This window comes from Bradyrhizobium erythrophlei, assembly GCF_042430365.1.
GTDB lineage: Bacteria > Pseudomonadota > Alphaproteobacteria > Rhizobiales > Xanthobacteraceae > Bradyrhizobium > Bradyrhizobium erythrophlei.
In genome coordinates this window covers 1-25,269 of record NZ_JBHMET010000065.1, presented here as the reverse complement: position 1 = coordinate 25,269, position 25,269 = coordinate 1, and the positions used below count along the sequence as shown (strand labels likewise).

Annotated in this window: 25 protein-coding genes and 2 pseudogenes; 11 read left to right on the top strand and 16 right to left on the bottom strand. The window is 61.8% G+C overall.

The window, feature by feature from the left end; genetic code table 11:
- Positions 1-20 precede the first annotated feature (20 nt).
- From ACFFWD_RS11665 to ACFFWD_RS11630, 8 genes are all read right to left on the bottom strand, one after another.
- Positions 21-713, bottom strand: a complete 693-nt coding sequence (locus tag ACFFWD_RS11665) for a c-type cytochrome (protein WP_376965071.1) — start codon at positions 711-713, stop codon at positions 21-23.
- Positions 697-1,965 (bottom strand): sulfite dehydrogenase, encoded by a 1,269-nt coding sequence (soxC, locus tag ACFFWD_RS11660; protein WP_376965070.1) that lies wholly within the window; start codon positions 1,963-1,965, stop codon positions 697-699. The genes ACFFWD_RS11665 and soxC overlap by 17 nt, the downstream gene beginning before the upstream one ends.
- A 5-nt stretch (positions 1,966-1,970) precedes the next feature.
- Positions 1,971-3,665 carry a thiosulfohydrolase SoxB gene (soxB, locus tag ACFFWD_RS11655; protein WP_376965069.1) on the bottom strand — a complete coding sequence of 565 codons (1,695 nt, stop codon included), beginning with the start codon at positions 3,663-3,665 and terminating at the stop codon, positions 1,971-1,973.
- Between the two features lie 30 nt (positions 3,666-3,695).
- Positions 3,696-4,517: a sulfur oxidation c-type cytochrome SoxA gene (gene soxA, locus ACFFWD_RS11650; protein WP_376965068.1), complete on the bottom strand. Its 822-nt coding sequence runs from the start codon at positions 4,515-4,517 to the stop codon at positions 3,696-3,698.
- A 22-nt stretch (positions 4,518-4,539) separates the two neighbouring features.
- Positions 4,540-4,866, bottom strand: coding sequence for a thiosulfate oxidation carrier complex protein SoxZ (gene soxZ, locus ACFFWD_RS11645; RefSeq protein ID WP_376965067.1), 327 nt, complete (start codon positions 4,864-4,866; stop codon positions 4,540-4,542).
- Positions 4,867-4,884: 18 nt separating this feature from the next.
- Positions 4,885-5,337, bottom strand: a complete 453-nt coding sequence (gene soxY / locus ACFFWD_RS11640; protein ID WP_376965066.1) for a thiosulfate oxidation carrier protein SoxY — start codon at positions 5,335-5,337, stop codon at positions 4,885-4,887.
- A 17-nt stretch (positions 5,338-5,354) separates the two neighbouring features.
- Entirely contained in the window at positions 5,355-5,798 is a 444-nt protein-coding gene (gene soxX, locus ACFFWD_RS11635) for a sulfur oxidation c-type cytochrome SoxX (RefSeq protein WP_376965065.1), read from the bottom strand.
- Positions 5,799-5,940: 142 nt separating this feature from the next.
- Positions 5,941-6,537: a SoxW family protein gene (locus tag ACFFWD_RS11630; protein ID WP_376965063.1), complete on the bottom strand. Its 597-nt coding sequence runs from the start codon at positions 6,535-6,537 to the stop codon at positions 5,941-5,943.
- 71 nt (positions 6,538-6,608) lie between these two features.
- On the opposite strand from ACFFWD_RS11630, the gene ACFFWD_RS11625 reads away from it, so the two are divergent.
- The gene (locus ACFFWD_RS11625) at positions 6,609-7,328 is read left to right on the top strand and encodes a hypothetical protein (protein ID WP_376965061.1); all 720 of its coding nucleotides are present in this window, start codon (positions 6,609-6,611) and stop codon (positions 7,326-7,328) included.
- Between the two features lie 99 nt (positions 7,329-7,427).
- Here ACFFWD_RS11625 and ACFFWD_RS11620 read toward each other — a convergent pair whose 3' ends face one another.
- Positions 7,428-8,159, bottom strand: a complete 732-nt coding sequence (locus ACFFWD_RS11620; protein ID WP_376965060.1) for a cytochrome c biogenesis CcdA family protein — start codon at positions 8,157-8,159, stop codon at positions 7,428-7,430.
- A gap of 75 nt (positions 8,160-8,234) precedes the next feature.
- On the opposite strand from ACFFWD_RS11620, the gene ACFFWD_RS11615 reads away from it, so the two are divergent.
- The 3 genes from ACFFWD_RS11615 to ACFFWD_RS11605 all read left to right on the top strand — a co-directional run bounded on the left by ACFFWD_RS11615 (position 8,235) and on the right by ACFFWD_RS11605 (position 10,150).
- Positions 8,235-8,609, top strand: a complete 375-nt coding sequence (locus ACFFWD_RS11615) for a thioredoxin domain-containing protein (RefSeq protein WP_376965058.1) — start codon at positions 8,235-8,237, stop codon at positions 8,607-8,609.
- Between the two features lie 28 nt (positions 8,610-8,637).
- Complete coding sequence (locus ACFFWD_RS11610) at positions 8,638-8,988, top strand: ArsR/SmtB family transcription factor (RefSeq protein ID WP_376965056.1); 351 nt, start codon at positions 8,638-8,640, stop codon at positions 8,986-8,988.
- A gap of 73 nt (positions 8,989-9,061) precedes the next feature.
- Positions 9,062-10,150, top strand: coding sequence for a YeeE/YedE family protein (locus tag ACFFWD_RS11605; RefSeq protein WP_376965054.1), 1,089 nt, complete (start codon positions 9,062-9,064; stop codon positions 10,148-10,150).
- Between the two features lie 160 nt (positions 10,151-10,310).
- Here ACFFWD_RS11605 and ACFFWD_RS11600 read toward each other — a convergent pair whose 3' ends face one another.
- Positions 10,311-11,126 carry a WecB/TagA/CpsF family glycosyltransferase gene (locus ACFFWD_RS11600; protein WP_376965052.1) on the bottom strand — a complete coding sequence of 272 codons (816 nt, stop codon included), beginning with the start codon at positions 11,124-11,126 and terminating at the stop codon, positions 10,311-10,313.
- A 523-nt stretch (positions 11,127-11,649) separates the two neighbouring features.
- Between ACFFWD_RS11600 and ACFFWD_RS11595 the strand changes: the two genes are divergently transcribed.
- Positions 11,650-12,789 (top strand): GNAT family N-acetyltransferase, encoded by a 1,140-nt coding sequence (locus ACFFWD_RS11595; RefSeq protein WP_376965050.1) that lies wholly within the window; start codon positions 11,650-11,652, stop codon positions 12,787-12,789.
- A gap of 270 nt (positions 12,790-13,059) precedes the next feature.
- Here ACFFWD_RS11595 and ACFFWD_RS11590 read toward each other — a convergent pair whose 3' ends face one another.
- Both ACFFWD_RS11590 and ACFFWD_RS11585 read right to left on the bottom strand, forming a co-directional pair.
- Positions 13,060-14,283 carry an FAD-dependent oxidoreductase gene (locus ACFFWD_RS11590; protein WP_376965048.1) on the bottom strand — a complete coding sequence of 408 codons (1,224 nt, stop codon included), beginning with the start codon at positions 14,281-14,283 and terminating at the stop codon, positions 13,060-13,062.
- A 16-nt stretch (positions 14,284-14,299) separates the two neighbouring features.
- Positions 14,300-14,701 (bottom strand): hypothetical protein, encoded by a 402-nt coding sequence (locus tag ACFFWD_RS11585; RefSeq protein ID WP_376965046.1) that lies wholly within the window; start codon positions 14,699-14,701, stop codon positions 14,300-14,302.
- Positions 14,702-14,807: 106 nt separating this feature from the next.
- Between ACFFWD_RS11585 and ACFFWD_RS11580 the strand changes: the two genes are divergently transcribed.
- Positions 14,808-16,154, top strand: coding sequence for a lipopolysaccharide biosynthesis protein (locus tag ACFFWD_RS11580; RefSeq protein WP_376965044.1), 1,347 nt, complete (start codon positions 14,808-14,810; stop codon positions 16,152-16,154).
- Positions 16,155-16,197: 43 nt separating this feature from the next.
- Here ACFFWD_RS11580 and ACFFWD_RS11575 read toward each other — a convergent pair whose 3' ends face one another.
- On the bottom strand, positions 16,198-18,321 hold the full coding sequence (locus tag ACFFWD_RS11575) for a GumC family protein (protein ID WP_376965042.1): 2,124 nt from the start codon (positions 18,319-18,321) through the stop codon (positions 16,198-16,200).
- Positions 18,322-18,626: 305 nt separating this feature from the next.
- On the opposite strand from ACFFWD_RS11575, the gene ACFFWD_RS11570 reads away from it, so the two are divergent.
- Entirely contained in the window at positions 18,627-19,736 is a 1,110-nt protein-coding gene (locus ACFFWD_RS11570) for a glycosyltransferase family 4 protein (RefSeq protein ID WP_376965040.1), read from the top strand.
- A 30-nt stretch (positions 19,737-19,766) separates the two neighbouring features.
- Positions 19,767-21,371, top strand: coding sequence for a glucosamine inositolphosphorylceramide transferase family protein (locus ACFFWD_RS11565; RefSeq protein WP_376965038.1), 1,605 nt, complete (start codon positions 19,767-19,769; stop codon positions 21,369-21,371).
- 584 nt (positions 21,372-21,955) lie between these two features.
- On the opposite strand, the gene ACFFWD_RS11560 is transcribed toward ACFFWD_RS11565, so the two are convergent.
- Positions 21,956-22,228 (bottom strand): helix-turn-helix domain-containing protein, encoded by a 273-nt coding sequence (locus tag ACFFWD_RS11560; protein ID WP_376965036.1) that lies wholly within the window; start codon positions 22,226-22,228, stop codon positions 21,956-21,958.
- Positions 22,229-22,559: 331 nt separating this feature from the next.
- Here ACFFWD_RS11560 and ACFFWD_RS11555 point away from each other — a divergent pair, with 331 nt between their 5' ends.
- Positions 22,560-22,838: a DNA -binding domain-containing protein gene (locus tag ACFFWD_RS11555; protein ID WP_376965034.1), complete on the top strand. Its 279-nt coding sequence runs from the start codon at positions 22,560-22,562 to the stop codon at positions 22,836-22,838.
- Positions 22,839-22,992: 154 nt separating this feature from the next.
- Positions 22,993-23,250 (top strand): annotated as a pseudogene (locus ACFFWD_RS11550) (IS110 family transposase); the annotation flags it as partial.
- Positions 23,251-23,327: 77 nt separating this feature from the next.
- Here ACFFWD_RS11550 and ACFFWD_RS11545 read toward each other — a convergent pair.
- Both ACFFWD_RS11545 and ACFFWD_RS11540 read right to left on the bottom strand, forming a co-directional pair.
- A complete protein-coding gene (locus ACFFWD_RS11545; protein ID WP_376965032.1) occupies positions 23,328-24,392 on the bottom strand; it encodes a D-alanine--D-alanine ligase family protein in 1,065 nt (354 codons plus the stop codon).
- A 362-nt stretch (positions 24,393-24,754) separates the two neighbouring features.
- A complete protein-coding gene (locus tag ACFFWD_RS11540) occupies positions 24,755-25,186 on the bottom strand; it encodes an asparaginase (RefSeq protein WP_376965230.1) in 432 nt (143 codons plus the stop codon).
- Here ACFFWD_RS11540 and ACFFWD_RS11535 point away from each other — a divergent pair.
- Positions 25,138-25,269: pseudogene (locus ACFFWD_RS11535) on the top strand (IS110 family transposase); the annotation flags it as partial. The gene ACFFWD_RS11540 and the pseudogene ACFFWD_RS11535 overlap by 49 nt on opposite strands.

Genomic DNA, 25,269 nt, shown 5'->3' with positions numbered 1-25,269 from the left:
GTGGCTCGCTCCCTGGCCGATCACTCGACGCCCCGCGACTTCCCGCTCTTGGAGTCATCAGGCGTCACGTCGAGGGCAACGGCGCGATTCGTGATCTTCACGGGGCCGCTGCAATCTTTCATGCAGGGCTCCTTCTGCCAGAACGACTTCTCGACGCTTGCGCGATCATCCATGACAAAACCCTGCTCGTTCGGCATCTTGATCGACGCAAGGTTCTTGCTGTTCAGCTCGAAATTTTGGTCGGAGATGATGTCGTTCAGATACAGGACATAGGCAACCAGTGCATAATATTCGTCAACCGAGAACGACTGCGTGTTGCCGTAGGGCATGGCGTGGCGAACATAGTCGAACACGGTCGAAGCGTAGGGCCAGTAAGAGCCGACCGTCTTCACGGGATTGTCGCTGGTGAGCGAGCTCTTGCCGCCGGCCAGCACCGGCCAGCGGCCATTGCCTTCACCGAATTCGCCGTGGCATGCCGCGCAATTGTCCATGAACAGCTTTTCGCCTTGCGCGACCGTGCCCTTGCCTTCCGGCAGGCCCTGACCATCGGGGCGCACATCGATGTCCCAACCGCGGATCTCGTCCGCGGTCGGCGGGCGGCCGATATTGTAGCGCGGGCCGGATTTGCTTTCCGGCTTGCCTTGCCCAAACGCAGGCGCGCTCACCGCGCAAGCGAGCAGCGCCGCGACGACCAGCTTAAGCGACTTCGACATTCTCGACCTCACCATTGGCCTGCACGTGCCAGGTCTGGATGCCATTGTTGTGATAGATGGAATTGACGCCGCGGATCTTGCGCAGCTCGGCCTTGCTCGGCTGCACATAGCCGGTTTCGTCCTGCGCCCGCGATTGCAAAAGCAGCGGCTCGCCGTTCCAGTCGAACTCGTAATAGAAGCGGGTCAGCGCCTTATCCAGAACGGGCCCATCGAGCCGCGCCGGCCGCCAATTGCGCCCACCGTCGAGCGAGACGTCGACCCGCTTGACCTTGCCGTTGCCGCTCCAGGCAAGGCCCGAGATGATCGTAAAGCCCTTGCCGTACCTGATCGGCGCCTGCGGACTCGGGCATGTGATCACCGACTTCGCGTCCATCGCCCAGGTGAAGCGACGCGCCTTGCCGTTCGCCAGAAGGTCGGTGTATTTCGAGGTCTCCTCACGGGTGTGCCAAGGCTGATCGCCCACCTTGATCCGGCGCAGCCACTTGATCCAGAGATTGCCCTGCCATCCCGGCACGACAAGCCGCATCGGATAGCCCTGCTCCGGATAGAGCGCCTCGCCGTTCATCTTGTAGGCGATGATGCAATCGTCGAGCGCCTTTTCGATCGGCAGGCTGCGATCCATCGCAGCCGCATCCGCGCCCTCGACAAGCAGCCATTTGCCGTTGGTCTTGACGCCGGCTTCCTCAAGCAGCGTCCGCAGCGACACGCCGGTATATTGCACGCAGTGAATCATGCCGTGGGTGAACTGGCAGCCATTGAGCTGGGCGCCGCGCCATTCCATGCCCGAATTGGCGGCGCATTCCATGAAGTGGATGCGATTGACGCGCGGATAGCGCTTCAGCTCCTCCAGCGTCAGCATCAGCGGACGGTCCACCAGCCCGTGGATCATCAGGCGATGGTCGGCAGGATCGATCTCGGCGATACCGCCATGGTGCCGCTCGAAGCAGAGGCCGTTCGGCGTGATGATGCCCTCGAGCTCATGCAACGGAGTGAAGCTGACCGAGGATTCGCGCGAGGCCGTCAGCCATTCGACGTCACGCCGGATGACATCCTTCTCGAACTTCGACGGCTTGCCGTAGGGGCGCACCGCGACGCCCTCGCCGAGCGCCTTCGTCCATTCCGGTACGTTGGGCGGCTGGTTCGCCGGGTTTCCGCCGGCGCTGGCGGGCCGCGCGAGCATCGCGGCCGCAACGCCGGCACCGGCGGCCAGAAAGCCGCGTCGGGATTGCCTGGGATGGTCCGTCTTCGACATCGATCTCACGCTCCGGTCACTTTGACAGCTCGGTTGGGCTCGAGGCGAACCGTCTTCTGTCGTGTCAGATAGGTGGCGACGACCTCCCAGATCGGCGGCCCCTCGGTCCCTTCATTGACGCTGGCCCAGCCAGCCACCTGATATTCCCTGGACGGGTCGATCGCGGCGCCGCTCTTGACCAGCCGCATGTCGGAGATGCGCTGTCCTTGCGGCTTTGCCACATCGATCGCATAGGAAAGCCCGCCGATCCGCACCATGTCGCCGCCCTGCTGATAGTAGGGATCGACGTTGAAAAGGTTGTCGGCGACGTCCTCGAGGATCTCCTTCAGCCGCGCCCCCGTCATGCCCATGCGGTAGACGGCCGGATAGGTGATCGCGGTCGCGTTGGTGACGTCCTCGAAGGTAATGTCCTGTCCCGGCAGCACGCTGGTGCCCCAGCGGAATCCCGGCGACAGCGCGATCTCGGCATCGCGCTCCTGGAGCAGCGCCTGGCAGATCAGATCGTCGAACGTGCCGTTGAAATTGCCGCGCCGGTACAACAGCGAGTCGGTCCTGCCGAGCACGCGGGACAATTCCGCCGCGTAGGGTTTCCGCACCTCCGCAATCCTGGCCGCCATCTCCGCGTCCGGCGCGATGACGTCGGAGAACAACGGAATGAGCTTGTAACGGAACGCCTTGACCTCGCCGTCGCGGACGTCGAGGTCGAGCCGCGAGACGAATTTTCCGGACGAGCCCGACGCGATCAGCAGACTGCTGCCGACCTTGATCGCCTCCGGCACCGCGTCATGGGTGTGCGACGTCAGGATCACGTCGATGCCCTTGACGCGGCTCGCCAACTTGCGGTCGACATCGAAGCCGTTGTGCGACAGCAACACGACGAGCTGCGCGCCGGCTTTGCGCGCCTTGTCGACCTGCGCCTGGATTTCGTCTTCACGGACACCGAATGACCAGTTCGGAATCATCCAGCGGGGATTGGCGACCGGCGTGTAGGGAAACGCCTGTCCCAGCACCGCGATCTTGACCCCGCCACGCTCGAGCATGGTCGATGCGTCAAACGCCGGCTCATTCCACTCGGTGTCGCGGATGTTGAGGCCGAGAAACGGAAAGCCAAGGCCCTTGATGGCTTGATTGACGCGTTCCGTGCCGTAGGTGAATTCCCAATGGCCGGTCATCGCGTCCGGCTTCAGCAGCGACATGCAGTCGATCATGTCCTGGCCGCGCGTCTTCAGCGAGCTCCACGACCCCTGCCACGTGTCGCCGCCGTCCAGGAACACGACCTTGTCGTCTCGCTCGGCCCGGATGGCCTTGATCACCGTCGCCGCCCGATCCAACCCGCCGATCTTGCCGTAGGTCTTCGCCAAGGCCTCGAAGTCCTCGGACGTGAGCGCATAGGCCGACGGCGTGCCGGCGGGAATGCCGAACCGCGCCAGGAAGTCCTTGCCGCTGATATGCGGTGGCAGGCCCCGCGTCTCCCCGACGCCAAGATTGGTGGACGGTTCACGGAAATAAAGCGGCATCAGCTGGCCGTGGATGTCAGCGACATGCACCAGCGTGACATTGCCGAGCGGCTCGAATGCCAGCAATTCCTTTTGCGTCAGGCGTTGCTGGGCCATCGCCCTGCCCCATCCGCCAATGCCCGTCCCCGCCGAAAGCGCGGCCGTCGCGGCGGCGACCTGGACAAATTCACGACGCGAGATCATGCGCGCTATCCCTGTTTTTCGTCGAATGGCTCAGTTGCGGACGGAGGGGGTTTCCACCGGCAGCCCGATCCCGCGCCAGGCGACATAGAGCTCGAGCGCGACAAACTCGTCCGACAGCGGCTTGAACGGCTCGGCGCGCACGTCGAACATGCAGCCCTCGAAGCGCTCGTGGAGCGGCACCAGGCGCTGGTCGCGCAAACGGTAGGTCGGGAAGCCGTTGGTCTGGCCCTGGCTCAGGAAATCCGCGCGCATGAACTTGCCGTTGTTGCGCTCGTGGCAGGACGCGCAGGCCATGTCGAGCTGACCAACCCGCGTGTAGTAGAGCTGCTTGCCGCGCTCGAACCACGGCGACATCGGTCCATCCGTCTTCGGCGCCACCTTCATGCCGCGCGACTGGAAGCGCACAAAGGTCGTCATGTCGGTCATCTCCTGGGACTTGAATGCCCATGGCGCCGCCTTCATGTGCTCGCTGCGACAGATGTTGATCCGTTGCTCGAGATTGACCGGCTTCTTGAGTTTGTCGTCCCATTTCGGCATCGCGGCGCCGACGCCCTTCATGCTGGTCTCGGCGTCACCGTGACAGCTCACACAGGACTTCCCTTCGCTGCCGTCGACCTTCTGCCAGAGATCGGCGGCACGCTCGACCGCGAGGAAGCCGGGGTTTTCGAGATCGTCGTCCTGCAACGCCCGCGTCTCCTTGCTGCGGAACTGGTAGCCGGAGATGATGGTCTTGAAGACATGCCCGGGAGGGGCTGCGATACCCCTGCGATCGGCCTCCTGTGCGGAGGCCCACGTCGCAGCCGATGCGATGGCAATGATCGCAGCGGCGAGTCCGAGATATCGCGGCAGCATCCGTCCTCTCCCTCGAAGCGTGTCACGCCTTGAGCGCGACCTTCTCTTCAGCCGTGATCACGGTGCCGTCGTCGTCGGTCCAGGAGAACTTGAAGGTCCCGGCCTCGTCCACCCTGGCGTCGAACTGGATGTAGGGATTGGCCGAGATCGCAGGCTCCAGCGCGCAGGCGAACACCGGCTTGCCGTTGAACTCGCAGGTGAACTTGTTGATGATCCTGCGCGGAATGGCTTTGCCTTGCGCATCCTTGCGCTGGCCCGATTCCATGACGTGCGAGACCAGGGTCTTGATCTGGATGACCTCGCCCCTGGCCGCTTCCTTCGGAAGCTTGATACGCGGTTTGTCTGCCATCGTCCGTCTCCTTGAGCCCTAGCCGCCGCAGCCGCCGATCGTGACTTTCACGGTCTTCTGCTCCATGAACAGCGAACCGTCGCTCATCTTGGCAATCGCAACCACGTTCTGGGTGGTTGCCAGCCGAATCCGAATCGAAGCCTCCGCCTTGCCCGACAGCGGCGTGAAGGACAGCGTCGCAACGCCCGCGTTCGGATTGCCGTCGGCAAGGATCATGATGTCCTTGACGTAGGACTCCGCGGTCATCGGGCTCTCCACCACGAGCGACAGCGGCACGGTGTTGCCGTTCTCCGCGATCTCGGGCAGGTCCAGCGAGATCTTGCCCTTGGCCGGCTGCTTGCCGCCTGTGAACTTCTCGATCCACTTCGCGGCATCGTTGGTCACTTCGGCATTGGCCGCCATCGGCATCAGCGCGAGCGTGACGAAGCCGCCTCCGAGCGCGAATGCCTGCCTTCGACTTATGGCTTTCATCCCAGATCCTTCCGTCGTCAGTTCAGCGTCTTGAGAAAGGCGACCACGTCTTCGACTTGCGCGGCCGTCAGAATCGATTTGCCGACAAATTCCGGGCGCACCCGGTTCAATCCGTCGTTCCTGAAGAACGCGGGCATGACCGTGTCGGTGAAGATGCGCTTGGGGTCGGCGACGATCAGGCGCAATTGCGCCTCAGTGTAGCGGCCGGCGACGCCGTCCAGCGACGGGCCGAACTCGCCATGAAATTCCTCGGCTTTCAGGCTGGTGACCTGGTGGCAGGCAAGGCAGTTGCCGAGCGTGCGCGTGAGAAACACCTTCTTGCCGGCATCCGGATTGCCGGGCGTGCCGGTCAGCGATTTGGGAAGGGAATCGTCGACAATGTCGAGCTTGATCGGCTCCTGCGCAAAAGCGCGTCCCGCCAACAGACATAATGCCAACGCAGCCGCAAGCGAGCGCCGCATGTTTCCTACCCTTGACGGCGGGGTGACGCCCGCACTGTCGCTGATGGACTCAACAGCCCATCAAATTCAGTTATTATGATATGTTGATGTAATCGACGTCGTCAAGCTGAATCCGCAAGACGCCGAATCACGCTGCCGCGACCTAACCGTTTGCAGCCAGGAAATCCTTGAACGAGCCGCGCTCATAGGCCCGCTCCCGCACGAAACGAAACATCGCCAGGAAATGCTGCGGCTTGAGATAGCCGGGTGCCCGCGCCACCTCCCGCGCCATCGCCGCTTTCGCCTCGATGCCGTTCGTTGACGGCGGAAAGAACTGGAAGGTCGGCGTGAATCTGATCCCATATTTCTGGGCGAGATCCTTCTCGGACAACTCCTGTCGATCGAAGTCCGTCACGACGCGGGAGCCGACCAGATTGAGCTGCAAGATCTCGAAATTGTCGCGGATGTAGGTGGTGATCGCAGCATCTGCGAAATTCACCAGATGCGTCTCGCGGCAATAGGGACAGCCGCGCAGCTCCCACATGATGGCGAGGCGCTTGCCGTTCGAGGCCGCCCCCTCGAGATCCTCGCGCAGATCAAGGAAGCTCTGCAGGAACCACGGTTCGTGATAAAGACCGTCATCCCCGAGCGCAGCTTCGGCCCGCGCCTCTCCATGGCCGGCCGCGAGCACGGCACCGGAGGCCAGCGTAAGGAAACCGCGCCGCGTCGGCGCGGGACCTAGTGTCAGGGATGGCTGCATTCGAAGATCTTGCGCGTCGAACATTTTCATTATGATATTCAAATACTCGAATGTGACAAGGACTTCCCATCTTGCGTTGCATCATCATCCTGCTGACGTGGTTTGCCTCCATTGGCCTCGGATTCAGTGCGGAGGGCAGCAAACCCGGCGATTTCCCATCGGCAATCCAGTCGATCATGGCCAACCTGCGCACCGCCGCGAGCTATACCCGTACCGGAAATATCGCGCTGGCGCAGATCGAGACCGAAGCGGCCGTGGCGGCGTGGGACAGCCTTCAGCCCAGCGCCACCATCCCCTCGCCCACCTACCAACCGGCTGCAGTGGCCGAGTTTCTCGACAAGGGCCGCCAACGGCTCGCGACCGCAACCGCCGGGCTCGGCAACGGAGACAATGACGCAGCGGGTCGCGAGTTGCTTGCGCTCCGCCAATCCTTCCACGATCTCAGACGCCGCTCGGGCCTCTACGATCTCGGCGATTGCATCTTCGAGATCGCGCCAGCGATGGAGAAGATGCGTGCGGCGGCGATCCGCCTGGGCGAGCAACCCGGGCCGCCACGTGCCGAGGACACCATTGCCGCAGCCAGCGCATTTCGCGATCGCCTGCAGCGCTGTGATAGCTGGGCAAGCACCGACGTCGCAAAGCAGCCGGAGTTTCGCCGGCTGATCGACGGCGCGATCACGAGCGCTGGCGAAATCGCCCATGCCGCCATGGCCGGCGACGGCCCGCTCGTGCACCGCTACCTGATCGAGCTTCAGTCCTATGCGCAACTGCTTGATTTCCGGTTCGGCTAGAGCGTTTTCGAGCGAAGTGGAAACCGGTTCGCGTAAAGAAAACGCGTCAAAACAAAAATCTAGAGCCCCGTTCCGATCCCATCGGAACGGGGCTCTAGGTCAGCCGATACTGGTCAATCCCGGGAAGCGCTCCAGCAGCCATTCCGAGACCGCGGGCATCAGCCCGCTCAGGAACATCAGTCCGGTCGCGACCAGGAAGGCACCCATGGTCTTCTCGACCACGCCAAGATGCCGACGCGCGCGGCCAAGCAGCGCCATGAAGCGGCCGGTGAAAGCGGCCGCGATCAGGAAGGGAATGCCGGTCCCGGCTGAGTAGGCCAGCAGCAGAAGGGCCCCTTGTCCGGCCGTATCCTCCGATCCGGCCATCATCAAAACCGCGGCGAGAATCGGCCCCGCGCAGGGAGTCCAGCCAAACGCAAAAGCGAGTCCCATGACGAAGGCGCCGGCCAGGCCCGCCGGCCGGCTTTCAAGCTGCACGGTGGCGCTGCGATAGAGCAGTGGAATCCGGATCACCCCGAGAAAATGCAGCCCCATCACGACAATCAGGGCACCCGCAGCCGTGCTCAACATCGCCAGATGCTGCGAAATGAACCGTCCCGCCACCGATGCGGTCGAGCCGAGCGCGATAAAGACCACGGAGAAGCCGGCCACGAAGGCCAGCGCAGCGGCCAGAATACGCGGCCGCAGATCCGGCCGATCGCCCGACAGGTCGGTGACCGAGACGCCGGCCATATAGCAGAGGAAAGGCGGCACCAGCGGGAGAATGCACGGCGATAGAAACGACAGCAGGCCGGCGACAAAGGCCGCACCAAGCGTGACATCCAAGGTCATTGCGCCTCATCCCTAGCACATATATGAATTTAATGATATAAAGATGCGAAGAAGTCCAGAGAGTGTCAGCCCAGGATGAGCCGGCTCACCGCACGCCTCGCAGCACTTGCCGCCATCGCGCTGCTTTCGACCGCGGCCTCGCGGGCCACCGAGCTCATCATGTTCGAACGGGCCGGCTGTGTCTGGTGCGCGCGTTTCGACGCCGAGATCGCGCCGATCTATGGCAAGACCGAGGAAGGCCGGGCCGCACCGCTGCGGCGTGTCGATCTCAAGGGGCCCGTGCCCGCCGATCTCGCCCGGATCGACCCCGGCGCCTTCACGCCGACCTTCGTCGTGGTAAAAGAGGGCCGCGAGATCGGGCGCATTCGCGGCTATCCGGGGGATGCCTTCTTCTTCGGCTTGCTGGACAGGATCCTGACCAGTTCGGAATCAGCGCCCGGGCGGTCGTGACCGTCGGCTGTTTGGGGATTGTGAAGCGATGACGTTACCGAAGCTGAAGGAGATCGAGAGTTCCGCCGAGCTCGACCAGATCATCGAGAAGGCGCGCGAAGCGAGCGACATGCTGAAGGCAATGTCGCATGAATCCCGATTGCTCCTGCTTTGCATCCTGGCTGAGGGCGAGAAATCGGTGACAGAGCTCGAGCAGTTCCTCGGCGAACGTCAGTCGACGGTGTCCCAGCAGCTTGCGCGGCTGCGCCTCGACCGGCTGGTGACGACCCGCCGCGACGGCAAGGCCATCTACTACAGTCTCGCCAACGAAGACGTGCGCAAGATTCTCACCGCCATCTACGATGTGTTCTGCGAGCCGGTGCGACGGCGCCGCCGGTAGTTTGCCGCTCTGGATTTTCAGACCCGCCTGGCGCAGACTGCCCTACAAGCAGAACAAGTAACGTCCGGGAGGAATGCTGAACCCATCGACCATAGCCTTTGCGTGCGGGTTTGCCGCCGGCGCCGTGCTCGGCGTTGCGGGCCGGGCCGGCCGTTTCTGCACGCTCGCGATGCTCGAGGATGCGTTCTTCGGATCGGATTTCCGCAGGCTGAAGTCCTTTGCCCTTGCAGCGGCCGTGGCATTGCTCGCAACACAGACGCTGGTCGAATTCGGCGTCGTCGATCTGTCGCGGTCGATCTACCTGACGTCGTCGATCGGCTTTGGCGGTGCGATCATCGGCGGGCTGATGTTCGGCGTCGGAATGGCGCTGGTCGGCACGTGCGGCTTCGGCACCCTGGTGCGCGTCGGCGGCGGCGACCTGCGCGCCATCGTCGTGTTTCTCGTTCTCGGTCTTTCGGCCCTGGCGACCATGCGCGGCGTGACCGGCATGCTCCGCGTGCGGTTGATCGAGCCGTTGTCCCTGCGACTGCCTGAAGGCACCAATCAGACGCTGACCTCGCTGCTCGGCGGCCCCGGCGCCGGCCTCGCGGCGCGCACGCTGCTCGTCGCATCGATCGCGATCGCCCTCGCCTTCTGGGCGCTCGCGGATGGCAAGCTGATCCGATCGCCCCGATTGCTGACCTCAGGCCTCGCAGTTGGTGCTGCGATCGCGTTCGGCTGGTTTGCGACAGGATGGCTCGCCGATGACGAATTCGATCCCGCTCGCGTCAGTTCGCTGACCTTCGTTGCCCCGCTCGGCGACAGCATTCTCTATATCGCCACCTTTTCCGGCGCGCGTCTGAATTTCGGGATCGGGTCCGTCGCTGGTGTCGTCGCCGGTTCCTTTGCCGCGGCCCTGTTCGCGCGCGGCTTCCGCTGGGAAGCCTGCGACGACGTGCACGAATTGAAGCGCCACATGACCGGCGCGCTTCTGATGGGCGTCGGCGGCATCATGTCGATGGGATGCACCATTGGCCAGGGCCTGAGCGCGTTCTCCACGCTAGCGGTGTCGGCCCCGATCGCGATGCTCGCAATCGCCTGCGGCGCGCGGCTCGGGCTCGAATTCACCATGACCGGCGAATGGCTCCCGGCCGTGCGCAGGCTGTTCGGCGCTTCAACTTGATTGATCGACTTCTTCAGTGCTTGGCAGGGATGGGCGTGTGCAGCAACACGAGCTCATCTATCGAGACCTCCGGGCTCGTTCAATATCTCGAACACCAGTGTCAGGGTCCGCTATCGCGCGGGGCGGCCTCGAACGCGCTCCCGCATCTGCTCACGCCCCGTCAATCGCGGGGCTGCGGCGTCGACGAACTGTTGTTGAACAACAGGTAGAGTGCGCGCGGATTGGTGGTCAGATAGCGCCAGAACAGCCGGCGCGGCTCGAGATAGACGCGCCACGCCCATTCCAGACCCACGTTCTGCATCCACTGCGGTGCGCGGGAACGGCTCCCCGAGAGGAAGTTGAACAACCCGCCCGACGTCTTGATGACACCGACATTGGTGAGCCGGGGCGTGAACTCCTCGACAAAGGCCTGCTCGTAGGGAACGCCGAGCGCGACCCACAGATAGTCCGGCGCCAGCGCATTGATCTCGTCGACCTTGGCACGCAGCGCTTCACCGCGCAGGTAGCCGTGCGAATGCCCGACGATCTTCAGGTCGGGGTAGAGCCGCCGGACATTGGCGACCGCGGCGGCATTCTCCGCTTCGTCGGCCCCGAACATGTAGAACGTCAACCCCGCATCCTGCGCCTTTCGCGCCACCTCATGGAACAGGTCCGTGGTCGCGACGCGCTCCGGCAGCGGCCGTGGTGACTTGAAGCGCGACACTGTGACGAGCGGCTGGCCGTCGGCGCTGATGAGATCGGCCGCCCTGAACAGCCGGTCGGTCATCGGTTCGGTCGAGCAACGCGCCAGCACCTCGCCGTTGGCGGAGGTCAAGTACAACGGGCGATCGACGCGGCGATGCGGAAACACCATGTCGATCATGAAGCTCGCGGTCTGCTCGATATCAAGCACGGCGAGCCGGAGCCCGCCCACGGTGATCCGCGGCACGCTCGCCGTGGCGGCTCTGCCGACGACATTTGCCCGTCGTTCACGCATGCCTGCCCCGCCGTGCCGACGTCCCTGGATCGGGCCTCTTGAGGCTGACGCCTGCGCGCTGGGAGTGTCGCAAATCCGGACAGGCGAGACAGTTACGTCGGATTCGATACGCCGAATACGTCCGCCGTCGAGGCGCGACATCGAAATCGGGCCGAAAATCTGCTCTTTGATCATCACTCAACCTGCTCACCGGACATTCCAAAGCTTGCCGGTTTCGAACTGCAATATGCGGTCCAGTTCCATGCCAGCCGTGGCGCGGTCGCATCGCGCGCTCTACCACTTGGTTAATGGTGTCGCGGTGAAGGTGGCAGGCCGGCGCTGAGACCGGCTACGGTGCCTCGAGCGCGGAAACATCATGACGCCGGCGATGTCCCGGTCGACGAGCGCTGATCGCGACACGCACCAAGGCAATGCATTAATACAGTTCGCATCCGCCTGTGTCTCGGCCGCGCCGGCTCTGCTATGAGAGCACAGCTCCGGCCTGGCCGGCACACCAAAACAACCTTGGTTTGTTTGGTCACCCATGAATAAGAACACTATTGGCACGTTCGATGTCAGCATCGACAACGCCTTCGACTTTCTGTCTCAGGAATACGCCGAACTGTTTGACAACTCGGCGGCGACCGCATTTCAGCATCCGCTGTGGCTGGATCGCCTTTACAATAAGCTTGCCCCGAGCGCCGCGGCGAAGCCGCTGGTAGTCGTGGTCCGCTACCGCGCGACGGGCGCGCTTGCGATGGTGCTGCCACTGGTCCGCGTGCGACGTGGTCCGATCCGGGCGATCGAGTTCGCTGACCTCCGCGTCTCCGACTATCACGTGCCCGTCTGCAGCGCGGACGTCTTTTCAGATCTGCTCCGGGACGAGCGCGCGTGCCGGGACATTCGGCGCCTCATCCGCCCCTTCGATCTGTTGCGAATGAACAAGCTGCCCGACGGGAGGTTGCCGATCGAGGCTCTCCTGGGCGCCCCCCGTCGGACATCGATGGGAACGAATGCGTACTCGACCGTGTTGACAACCCCCTTTGAGCAATGGCGGGCCGGTGCGCTGGACCGGTCGTATCAGAAGGAGCTCGCAAAGAAGCTGCGGCAGCTCCAGAAGAAGGGAGCGCTGGATTTCGCATGCTGCGACGACAAAACCTCCATCCTTGATGCGCTGGAGGTGATGAAGGGGTTTCGCGGCCCGCGGTTTCAGGCGCAGGGCGACGGCGACCTGCTGCAACGCCCCGAATATTTCGACTTCTATTCCGACGTGGCAATCCGCGGCCTCGGCTCGCTCGCTCGGCTCTATGTCATGAAGATGGATGGCAATGTAATCGCGGCCGTGCTCGGCTTGTGCCACAGCGGCAACTTTCTCGTCATCATGAGCGCGTTCGACATTGCGGGATACAAGAGCCAGTCGATCGGCGCGCTGACGTTTGAACAGGCTGCCCGGGACTGTATCGAGCGCGGGGACCAAATCCTCGACTTCACGATCGGTGATGAACCGTACAAGAAGCTGTTCGGGGCCCAGCCCTCGCCGATGTGGACTGTAACCCAGGCCGGGAGCGCAGCGGGCTCCCTTGCCTTGTTTGCCCTGCGGCAGGCACCGTGGATCAAGCCGGCCGCCAAGAAGATGACCGAACTCAGGCTGCCGCAGAGCCGTGCTTCAAGCCCGACGCGTTGATCGGCCTGCCTGGCGCGACACGCGCCGCTTGCGCGTTTTCGAGCGAAAGCCTGCCCGCACTTGATCCGGGGTGGATACCGGTTCGCGTGAAGAGAACGCGTCAAAGCAATAAACTGGAGCTTCGGTTCTGATTCAATCAGATCCGAAATTGCTCTAAAGCGCGATGAGTCGTCATCGCGCTTTAGATCTCTGTTTGAGCATGATCTCCGCGCAAACGCGTTCCGCGTTTGTCGCGAGGGAAAATCGCTTCACACGTTTCCGGATCATGCTCTAGGCGCGCAACGCACCACGAACGCGTGCGACCCAACCCGGCCGGATCTGGTCGACGCGATGAGTGAGATTGCGGCGCAGGAAGTGCAGCCGCCGCTGCACACCCCACCTGATATCGTTGCTTGAGGTCAACGCCTGGCGGAACCACGCCAACTTCAGTGAGTGCTGGTCGGCCGCGATCTTGTCGCCGTCGAGATAGAACTGCGATATTTTCTCCTGGCCCATGCCGTCGGTCTCGAGCCAGCGCGGCACATACTCGGTGCAGAGGCGTTCGACGTCGACGAGCAGGCGGCTCACTCCAGTGCCGGCGGCAGGACAGTTGGTCTGGAACGCATCGCCGATGAGCACGACACCGGGTTGCAGGTGCCCCTCGACCACCGACAGGTCCATCACCCAATTCCGGACCTGATCGATCACGCGGAAATCGCCGAGATACGGTTGCAATCCCGGCAGCAACCGCAGCAGCGTCGATTTGGTCTCACGACGGAGCTCGCGCATGGTCGGATCCGCGGGATCGCGAAACATGAAGAGGTTTGCCCGCATGCCCCCAGGCACGGGAAACAGGCTGAGATAATCGACACCATCGGCAGCGCGGTCGCCATAGCAGGTCAGCGCCTCGAAATCGAATGGCCTGTTGTCGGAGCGGGCGATTGTGAAGCCGAACGAGACCGAGTGACCCGCGGCCAGCACGCGCCGGGTGATTCCGAGATTGTACCCGAGAACGCCCGCCATACCGGTCGCCAGAACGACGAGGCGCGACTTGACGCTTCTGCCGGACGCAAGGGACAGATGCTGGGTATCGTCGCTGCAGGTTACGCCGGTGACTTGGTCGACAATGAAACTGGATGGATCGGGTAGCAGGCCCCGCGCCATGGCCACGAGATCGGCGTAGGGAAGCCCGTAGGCCTGGCCGACGCTGACATCGACCAACTTGCCTTCCTTGATGTTGAGGATGCGGTCATAGGGACAAGCGACGCGCTGGAGTTCGCGGACAAAGCCGAGCCTGCGAAGAATAGCCAGTTGCTGGCCCGCGATCTTTTCGACCCGGAATTCGTCGGGATAGACCGCACGCTTGTCGACCAGGACAACGCGATGCCCTGCCCGCGCGAGCACGGCGGCCGCGAGCGACCCCGCCAACCCGCCGCCCACGATGGCGACGTCGGCAACAATCGTCTCAGATCCAATTTTCTCGATCGGCTCGGTCACGCTCTCATTCACCATCATGGCACGGCTCCAACGGTCAATGGCAGCACGACTGCAATTTTCTCGCCTGATGCCCGTCTGGCAGAGCCGGCATGGCGACCTTTCGACGGGCGAGGTTAATGGCCGAGCGCCCACCAGGGGCGCCGTGGCACGCGCTTTGCTCAATATCTTCCGTGAATTCGGTGCTCCGGCAGCTCAACGGAATGGTAAACGGATTGTTGACCTTCAGGTCGCGGTTCGAAATCCAGTCCCAATGAAGGCATTTCTCGTTGAAGCGGACGGCGGGTACATGGATATCGATCGGACAGCGATCTATGTTGCCGCTCCGGTAACTCCGGAAAATCCGGCCGCTGTCCTGCCAGGAGACAGTTGCGACGATGACGTTCCAGAATGAAGCAACACGGCGCACCTCCGGAATGGGTCGCAACCATGCGGCCATCGGCCCCACGGGAGCTGGCGATTAACACTCGCGGCAGACCGGCGTGCTACGCTCTTCGCCGATATCGCCATATGCGCCCTGAACGGAGACATGTCCTGATCCTCTCATGATCGAATCCATCGTTCAATTGATACGACGTGACGTCACGCGCGGTGTTGCCGGCACCATCCTCCTGAAGGTCGGCAGCGGCGGGCTTGCGTTCGCAATGTTCTCGCTGGCGGCGCGAACGATGTCGGCCGATGGATTTGGCATCTTTGCAACCTGGCTTTCGGTAGCCCAGATCGCCTCCGTGGTAGGGCTGGTCGGCCAGGAATTGCTGCTGGTGCGGTTCCTGAACGAGTATCAGGTGAAGGGACAGCCCGATCTCATCAAGGGCGTCTTGCGGCACAGCCTGAAGCTCTCCTCCATCGCAATGCTGATTGCGATCGCTGCGGTCGCAGCGGCCGCAGGCATCAGGGGCGACTGGTGGCTGCTGATACTCTCCGTGTCGGCCTATACGGCCGTGAACGCCGGGCTGATGCTTGGCAGCCAGATCGCGCGCTCCGTCGTCAGCATCTTGATGGGAGAAGGCAATCGCGAGTTCTTTTGGCGGGTCGCCGTCGTCCTGTTCCTGGTCGCCGTCATTTTCGGTCATGGACGGCTCGATCCCGCCGAACTGCTTACCGTGATGGCAGCCGCCATGTCGATAGGCCTGGCCGTGCAAGTCGTCGCCATTGTGCGTGCGCTGCCGAGCCTGCGCCATGTATCGCCCCGTTCCGAGGCTTCCCGCTGGAAGTCGAGCGCGCTCTATTTCTGGATTGCCTCGATCCTCGAAGCCGCGAACCAGTATTTCGACGTCATTCTGGTGTACTGGCTGCTGGATCCAGCGACCGCCGGCGTCTATTTCGCAGCATCGCGTCTGGCGAACATCTTCGCCATGCTGTCGGCCGCATTGTATACGTTTGGCGCCCGCCGCCTTCCCTCGCTGTACTTCAGCAGGGACCAGGAGACCTTCGAACATACCCTGCGTCTCATGGCGGAGGTTACCGCGCTCTGTGTCGCGGTCGGTCTCGTCATCGCCTGGGTCGGCGCGCCCTATCTCCTCGGCCTGTTCGGGTCGCACTTCGCCGCACAGCAGTGGGTGCTGATCGTGCTCGCCCTCGGTACGGCCATTCAAGCGGCGGGAGGACCGGCTGCGGCCATCCTGCAAGTGACGGGTCACGAAGGTGACTATGTTCCCGTCCTCGCCGCGAACGTGGTGCTCCGACTGGTCGGATTTCTGATTCTCATTCCCTGGGTCGGTGTGCTGGGTGCTGCGATTTCGGCGACGGTCGCGTTGGCGCTGGCAACGATCGCGCTCAACATCATCTGCCGCCGCCGAACCGGCGTCGATCCCTCTGTGCTCGCGCTGCTGCGTTCCGCGCCGCCGAAAACGGGGGCCTATGCGGTCCGCGTGGCGAACTCGAACGACTAGAACGCGGTTTGCAGATCGCGGGATTACGCGACCGCGCCCCTGCTCACCCCACCAAACCCAACACCGCGCGTTCGGGAGGAGTCGCTGGCGAAGCGGCAGGTGCGTGATTGATCACGAGCCCGATCGGCACGGCGCCGAACCTGGACAGCGCAACGTTCGCCCGGCGCATTGCGGCCGAATCGACCGCGTCGGCGCGAACCACCAGGAGGACGACATCAGCATAAGCGGCCATGGCCACCGCCTCGGGTTGCAGAGCGAGAGACGTGGCATGGACAATGATCAGGTCGAACTCCGACCGAATATCGTCCGCGGGCAGCGGAGCAATCTTCTTGCTGGCACTCAGGAGAGCGTCGACCGATTGAAGGTCGGCCCTCGTGACACCTTCCTCTTGCCTCTCGGCGGGCGCGGCATCGGCACCACCGAGTTGAGGCTGCAGCTGGATCAGGACGCTCAGCCTACCCTTGCCCAGGGCCGCCCGATTCAGCGATCGCGCGACGGTATTACCACCTGCTCCCTTCCCGATCGACAAAACGAGCACGACCTTGCCCTGGGGTCCCGCTAACGCTTCCAGCCTGTCGAACAGCGGACGCAGATGAGGTTTCAGATCGAGCTCCGCCGTCGAGGCAAGAGGTCTTTGCCAAACACTTCTGCTGAACTCTCCAGGCTGCAGCTCGGGTATGCGAGCCCAGACCGGTGGAGTGGGCGGTGAATCCGGCTGGGGCAAGGTCGGAGCCAGGGTCGGGGCCGACACCAAAGCTGGTTGGTGAACTTTCCGGCCGGCATTGTCCGACGTACCCTTCATCGCGGCAACGATCGCCAGGCATATCAGCATCGAGGCAATCGCGAGCGCGGCGAGGAGCAAGGCGAGCGGTGGAAGGGTCGAGCGCAGCGGCGGAATGGCGGGCGAGGCCACCTTCGTCTGCGAGCTCTGCAGGAGGCGCTGTTCGTTGGTCGTCTTGGATCGCGACAGGAACTGTTCGTAGATATTCCTGTTGGCATCCGCGTCGCGCTGCAGCTCCTGCAGCCTGACCTGCGCTTGACCGTCGATCAATATCTGCGACTCGACCGCCTTCAACTGCTTTTCCAGCGACTTTTGCTGATCGAGCTGCGCCTCGTATTCCGACTTCGCGGTCTCGATGTTCTTCTTGCGCTCGACCTCGATCTGCCGGTTCAGGTCATTCAGCTGGCTGTAGGAAATCACAAGATCGGGATGGCGATCACCGAACACCGCGCGCTTCTGCGCAATCTGATCATTGAGCGTCGAGCGCTGGGCGCGCAATGCACTCAGCAGGTCCTGCTTGACCGGCCCATCGACGTTCGCCTTGAGGTCGCGTTGCGCCTGCTCGTAGCGAACCTTTGCTTCCTCGCTCCGGGCACGGGCCGCGGAAACTTGCTGTGACAGGTCGGTCACCCGCAATTGCTGGGTGGTGGCATCCTTGCCGGCATTGACGATCTTGTGCTCGAGCTTGAACGCCGCAACCGCATCCTCGGACGCGCGCAACCGATCATTCAATGTCTTGAGCCGGCCGTTGAGCCAATCGGCAGCCTCGTCCGTTGCGACGGTACGGGCGCGGGTCTGGTTGGCAACGAACGCCTCGGCGAGCGCATTGGCATAGGTGGCGGCCTGCTGCGGGCGATCCGACGTGAACGTGAAGGCGATGACGTAGGTCAGGCCGCGCCGGGAAATGTCGAGACGCCGGCGGAATTTCTCGAGCAACCGCGAGCTGTCAGTCTCGCCGTGGGCAATATCTTCGTCGTTGCGGACGTTGAGTTGCTCGATCAACGGCCGGAGAAAGCCATCGGACTTGGCGATTTCCACCAGACTCTGAAGCGCTGCGGCATCCTGACCGATGCCAGGCAGGACGTCCTGCTCCGTGGTGACGCGTTGCTCTCTGGGATCGACGACAACCAGCGCGGTCGCGGCAAACCTGGCCGGAAGCATCAACAGAACGACGAGACCGACGGCGAAAATGGCCAGCGCAAGCGCCAGGATCCGTCGACCGTTTTCGCGCAGGAAAGCGCGGGCGCTTGCGATGGTTAGCGATTTCCTAATCAGCCCGGCAGAACTGCCGCCAGCCTTCCCCGTCAGCAGACCGGAATCTTCCCACGTCGCCGTAGGCTCCGTTTGATCGGAACTCCTCGGGCCTGCGCGGCCACCAAACACCATGGGTTTTGACTCGAATTCAACCGGCAACACTGATCAAGCGCCAGCCTCAAGGTAGATAGCTATGGTTAATCGGGGGTTACCCCTTCGCCGGATCGCGATGCCAATTAGTTAACGAGCTGACTGTATTCTGCGCTGAGCAAATGGCCTCTCTCCTGTCAAAGACGATGTCCGACCACACAGCAGATGTATTAATCCGGTCAGGCGCTGATGGGTCCCCCACCGAGCCTCGCGTGATCAGCACGCCAATGATTGAAGGCGGTCGCGGACCGACGCCATCGCCGACTGCATCACATGATCGGCTAGCGATGATCAAACCAAAGGGGCGCGTCGTTCTGGTGCAGACCCAGGCAGAGAACGCCGGCGCGCAGGAGATCACGCGGCTGCTGGGTGCAGGCCTCGCCGCGCGCGGCTACGAGGTCTTCAATATCTTCTTCTTCCGCAAATCGGATTCCTTCGACGAGCCGCCGAATACATTCTATTGCTCGCCGAGCCGGCCGGGACATCCGCTGGCATTGCTGCGCATGCTCTGGGCGCTCGGTGGTCACATCCGGTCGATCAAGCCCGACGCGGTCCTCACGTTTCAGCACTTCGGCAACGTGATCGGTGGCGGCGTATCGCGCCTCGTCAGCCGCGCTCCGGTTGTTGCCAATCAGGTATCGTCCGCGATGTCGATGAGCTGGCCGGTACGCACCGCCGACATCATCATGGGCAGCGTCGGCTTCTTCAATTGCATCACGCTCAACTCGCTGGACATGCAGCGCGAATATGCGCGGTATCCCGCGCCCTATCGATCGCGCATGAGGCACGTCGCGCACGGCTTTGACGTCAAGTCCCTCGATCTGCCGAAGGAAGTTGCGCGGCAACGGTTCAAATTGCCTGCCGACGCCGTGCTGCTCGGCTGTGCAGCCCGATTGCATCCTCACAAGCGGCTTGACGCTGCAATCCGCCTGTTGGCCGGCGAGCCGTCCTGGCACGTCGCGCTGGCCGGGCAAGGAGCGGACGAGGAGCGGCTCCGGCTCCTGGCAGATGAGCTAAAAGTATCGGACCGGCTGCACATGGTCGGCGAGATCCCGCCGACACGGATGGCGGACTTTCTCGCCTGCCTGGACGTATTCGTATTCCCGACCCAGGCCGAAACCTTCGGCCTCGCCGCGGTGGAAGCCGCGAGCGCTGGCGTTCCTTCCGTCGTCAACGATCTCCCCGTCTTGCGTGAGGTGTTGTCCTTCGAAGGAAAGCCCACGGCGCTCTTTGTCGATGCTTCCGACAACGCGCAATTGTCGGCTGCCGTTTCCAGCATTCTCACGAACAAGACCTTGCGCGAGGAGCTACGGCAAAACGCCTTGGGCCTGAGATCGCGCTATTCGCTAGACTCCATGGTGGAGGAATACGTCGAAATCCTCACCGAGTTCGCGTGATCGGGCGGGCAGAAGACGGGTGGGCTGGTCATGATTGTCGAGTTTCGCTGCGAACGAGAGCACGCGCGGCTCTGGATGTGCCGGGAGACGCTGTCCGTCAACGGCCAGGACGTTCCCATTCAAATCACCTGGACCGCAACGGCGGAGCCCCGGCCTGCCGGCCTGGAGGCGTTGTTCGAACTCGAGCGCTTGGTGTTGCGCAGGGGCCAGCGCGGTGGCGCCGACAAGCTGAGGCTCTCACCCGAGCGTTCAATCGTCACGGCCGGAACGGCCGACGTGATTGTCGATTTCACCGGCGCCGCGCCCACCCACGATAGCTCGGCCCGGCTCTATCTTCGCCCACTGTTCAACGGCGTCGCAGGCGAGAACGCGGCGCTTGCCGCCATTCTTGCCGGTGATTTGCCGGTTATCGAGATTGTCAATGCGCGCAACGGCACGATTCTCGACCGCGGCCACCCATCCGGAGAAATCGCAGCCGGATTGAGCGGCGCGCTCGACACGGTCATGGCGCGAACCTTGACCATGGTGACCGCGATCCTGTCGGGCGCACCAAGACTGCTGCCGCAGTTCACCCCGACTGACGGACGGGGCACTCCACGACACCCCGCGGCGTATGTTGCGCGCGGCCTGGCGGTGTCGATCGCGAGGGAAATCTATCATCTCTGCTGCTATGCGCCTCATTGGCATGTTGGGTGGCGGTACAGCGACAACGCGGACGTCTGGCGGACCGGGGACTTGTCCGGGCCGGACTGGAAGGTGCTCGGAGACCCGGGGAATCGCTTCTACGCGGATCCCTTCCCGGTCAAATGGCAGGGCAGGACATTCGTCTTCTTTGAGGATCTCGACCATCGCGTCGGCAAGGGCGTCATCTCCGCGGTCGAATTCGACGCCAGCGGACCGGTTGGGAACGTGGTCCCCGTGCTGGAAGAGCCATGGCATCTGTCGTACCCGTTCCTGGTGGAGGATGGCGGCGAACTATGGATGATCCCGGAAAGCTCGGAGCATCGGGACGTCGCGGTCTACAGATGCGTTCGCTTTCCGGACAAATGGGAGCGTCACTGCACGCTGCTGTCGGGGCTGGAACTGGCTGACGCGACCATCACGCGGCATGACGGCTTGTACTATCTGTTCGGAGCATGGCGCGACGGGACCGGCGGATATTCCGATACGCTGGCGATCTTCCATGCCGAGCACCTGTTTGGCCCCTGGCAGCCGCATGCGAGCAATCCGGTCCTGATGGATCGCGCGAGCGCACGGCCGGCCGGCAACTTCGTGACCATCAATGGACGGCTGTGGCGACCGGTCCAGAATTGCGCCAACGGGTACGGCGCCGCGCTCGGTCTTGCGGAGGTCCTCGAACTTTCGCCGACCACGTTCCGGCAGGTCGTGCGGCACTCGCTTGCGCCAGGGCCGCTGTGGCCCGGCAGGAAGCTGCACACGCTCAACCGCTGCGGCCAGCTCGAGGTGATCGACGGCTCGCGGGTTCAGCCCAAGATCACCTCTTTCATGGGCGGCGCTGCATCGATCATGTGGTCGTCCGTTGAGAGTGACGTCGCGCCGCAGAACCGGGACGGTTCACGACCTGCACCAGATCAAATTCTGACCGCCGATCGCTTTGGCACCGGCGAACGATGATCGCCGGTGCGGTTCGCGTCGGTCGCCGCGCCAGCGCGTCCAAATCGCGAACCCACGTCAACGGTCGCACGCGGTGCGACCACGAACGCCTGCCGCGCTTTGTTCCATCGCTGGTAATGAAAAAAGCCCCGCAGGGCCAGTCTCTTGAGAGTGGTGGGCGCACCAGGGCTCGAACCTGGGACCCGCTGATTAAGAGTCCAATCGCAATCCAAATCATTTCAATGACCTAGCTTCGAAAGATCGGATAGAGAGCATAAGGAAGCTCAATCACTTACGAACGAATTTCGAAATGAAAAAGTTTAACTTTAGCGTTATAACGATCGACGCCGCAATCTGTGCGGGATTACTCCGAAAATCTCCGGAGGACAAGCCGCGCTTCATCGACTCAGTGACAAACGGCAAGAACAACATGCCCTCATTCAAGGGATCCATCAACGAGCGAGAGCTTGACGACATCTAATTCTTGTTCTCCTTGCCATTGACCCAATCACCCTCGAACGGGCCACCGTCAACGACGGAGTAAGTCTGACCTTGAAGCCGAGGAGGCACGCGAATGGTGTGCTCAAAATTCGCTAGACCGGGGCTCAGCCGATAACGCTCTTCCTGGGCGCCTTGACCGGTCTTTCCGTCAGAAAATCCCTGAATAGTTTTAGCGGATTGGCGCCCAGCGCCCGAGCAATCGCAACAAACTCCACGAGATCGATCCGCCGTTCGCCGCCTTCATATTTGGCGATAAAGGACTGGGGCCGGCCGAGCTTCTTAGCCAATGCCTGCTGGCGGATGCCGGCCTTATGTCGCGCTGCGACAAGGATCTCTATCAGGCGCGCATATTCCGCAGATCTGAGGGACTTTTGCATGGACCGCCGGGCGAGTGAATCGGCGGCAGGCAATTTGATCCCGAAAACGGATTATCCCATAACTGGATAATTATTGAGATCTGAGCTAACACTGGCTTTGCAAGAACCAACGGATCTCGGCGATCGCAGTCAGATAATCAAGTCGGAGGAGGTGATCGTCGGGAAGATGGCCTCGATGGCGGCGGCTTCGTTTTCAGCTACGGTTTGATCACACGCGAACTCGTTCTTGATTGTGAAAGAGCTGGGAACGTAGCGGGAGTGCGGCGTTCAGTAAGCGTCGGCTGAGCGTACGGTTGTTGGACGCATTTGTTATCGTTCATGAGGGACTTTCATGCAAACACCGCCGATTGATCCGGAGGTTGCGGAACTGGCGCCCACAGATCCGGCGCTGACTCCTTATGATGAGGAGCATCTGGTGACCTACCTGCGCCTGTTGGATGCCGAGGCGGAGGGTGCTGATTGGAAGGAAGTTGCTCGGATAGTGTTGCACATCGATCCGAATCGCGAGCCAGCACGCGCACGCAATGCATTTGAGAGCCATCTAGCCCGCGCAAAATGGATGACAGAGCGCGGTCACAGCCGGTTGCTGCGTGATGGCGCTCTCAAGTAGAAGAATTCGTGGCCTCGCCGGAAGCGTACTAGCCGAAAATCGATTTCGAGTCTGCTGATCGCAGGAAAATCGTGCTCATCCCGCTGCGGAAGCGCAATATCGAAGTGCCGTAGGGTGGTTGCGTTAGAGCAAACCACATTGAGGGGAGCCGTCCATGGGCGAGGTTATCAGGATTGGTCTCGATATTGCGAAGTCAGTGTTCCAGGTACATGGGGTCGATGGCGTCGGCGCGGTGGTGATCCGCAAGCGCGTGAGGCGGGCGAATATGCTGGAGTTTTTCGCAGGTCTGCCGGGATGCCTCATTGGCATCGAGGCTTGTCCGGCGGCCCATCACTGGGCCCGCGAGTTAGAGGCGATCGGTCATACAGTGAAGTTGATGCCGTCGAGCTATGTAAAAGCTTACCTGAAGCGCATTGGCTGAGAGACCTTGCGAAAGCGCCGCCGGAGTAATTCGTCAGTAACAATTTAGCGGCCAGCTCTCCGCCACTGTCATATTCGGCGCTCGTCATTGACTAAGCGTTCGCTAGCTAGCGTCACAAGCAGTCTGACCATGTCGGTAGCCGAACGACCACTCTCTGCCCAGAGCTTGGGAAACATGCTGATCGATGTGAAACCAGGAATGGTGTTAACTTCATTGACAAAGAACGTGCCGTCGGCTTGCAGGAAGAAGTCGACCCGCACCATCCCCTCGCAACCGAGTATCTTGGCACATTGAATTGCGGTCCGACGCATGTTCTCTCCGGTCGAAGCCGGTGTTTTTGCAGGAATGCGAAGCACTGACGTACTCTCCTCATGGTACTTTGCTTCGTAAGAATAGAATTCAGAGTTGACTTCGATTTCGCCTAACAGAGAGGCCGCAAACGTATGGTCCGACTCCTCCAAGACCGCGCATTCAATCTCTCGACCAACTATAGCTCGTTCGAAGAGTATCTTGTGGTCGTATTGGAGCGCAGCTCGCACTGCTGGGGCAAATTCTGCCGGCGATGTCACCTTACTGATGCCGATCGAGGAGCCAAGTGAGGCAGGTTTGATAAAGAATGGCGAGCCGAGTTTCGCGGAAACCTCCTCGTAACTGTATTCGCCTTCCGATTTGCTCGCCAAGTACGGGACGATCAAGATTCCTCCCGCCGCGAGCAGACGCTTCGTGAGTGACTTGTCCATTCCTATGGCGGAAGCGGCAATGCCGGATCCTACAAACGGCACCCCCAGCGACCTGCATAAGCCCTGGATGCTGCCATCTTCCCCTAAGGGCCCGTGCAGCATTGGAAAGAACACATCGATCTTGCATACGCGGGATTTATCGCCAAGACACAGCATCTTGCCGCGCCCGCCGGGGAGAAGTGCGAGTTCGACGCGCCTGGTCGGTGCATCATTAGAGACTGGAAGCTGATCATGACGGTACCATCGACCATCCTTGTCAATTTCGATCGGCAGAACTTCATAACCGCCATCTCTCAGCACCGCGTCAATGAACTGAGCTGAACGGAATGAGATCTCCCGTTCAGCAGATCGCCCGCCAAATAGCAAGCCGACGACCACCTGTTCCGCCACCATTGCAAATTTCCTCTCGCGCGATACATACGTGAATTTAATTCCATACAGAGCTCAGTGCAATTTCTTACATTATTTACGTCGGGACGGCGCGGGGATTTTCAGTGCCGCCTCGCTGACCATTGCGTACGTATCTCCGGATGCTGCGACAAGATGCCCTACGCGCTGCCCGATTCATGAACCAGTGGAACGCTTCCGTCTTCGCGATGCGCTTTCATCTATTGAACGTTCGCACAAGCGGAGCTTGCCGCGACGCGACACTCTGGATCCGAATGAGACGAAGGCGTTCGACTCTGCGCCGAGCAACGCTGCCTAACCATGGGGGTGGAATGAGCGCAACCAAACCAGGCTCGCGCTCGTCCCATTTAATGCCTTGTGTCGGAAGTCGGAGAATTAACTTGGCTAAAGCTAGCCTTGATCGATCCGATTTTGCTTCCATTAAAGCTGCGAATATCTTGCTCGGCCAGTGGGGCAAGTCCCTGCCACTCAGCCTCGGTCAAGAGGTCGAGACGTCTAAGGATCGGAATAAGAATACAGGTAAGATCGAGTTGCTCTGCACCATCGCGAATTTTGAACGCGATACCGGTTCTGGAGGGAAGGTGGGCCGCCATGCAAATTGAATGCGACCCACGGGTCACAAACATCTTGCCCTTCATCACCTCAAGAAGCGGAATCGAATAATGAGCAGGCCAGGCAAGTATACATGGATGGCTGATCATGGCTCGCTGAATTCTGTTTATCGACTCCGAGTCGGGTTGTGTCGCCTTTGTGCAGAAGCGAACGGCTGCCGATGCCAGTTGTTGAAGTGAGAGTGTGGGAATATAGCAAGGGACAGAAGAACGACTTCAATGATGCCGAAGCGATTGCCGAAGCCGTGCAG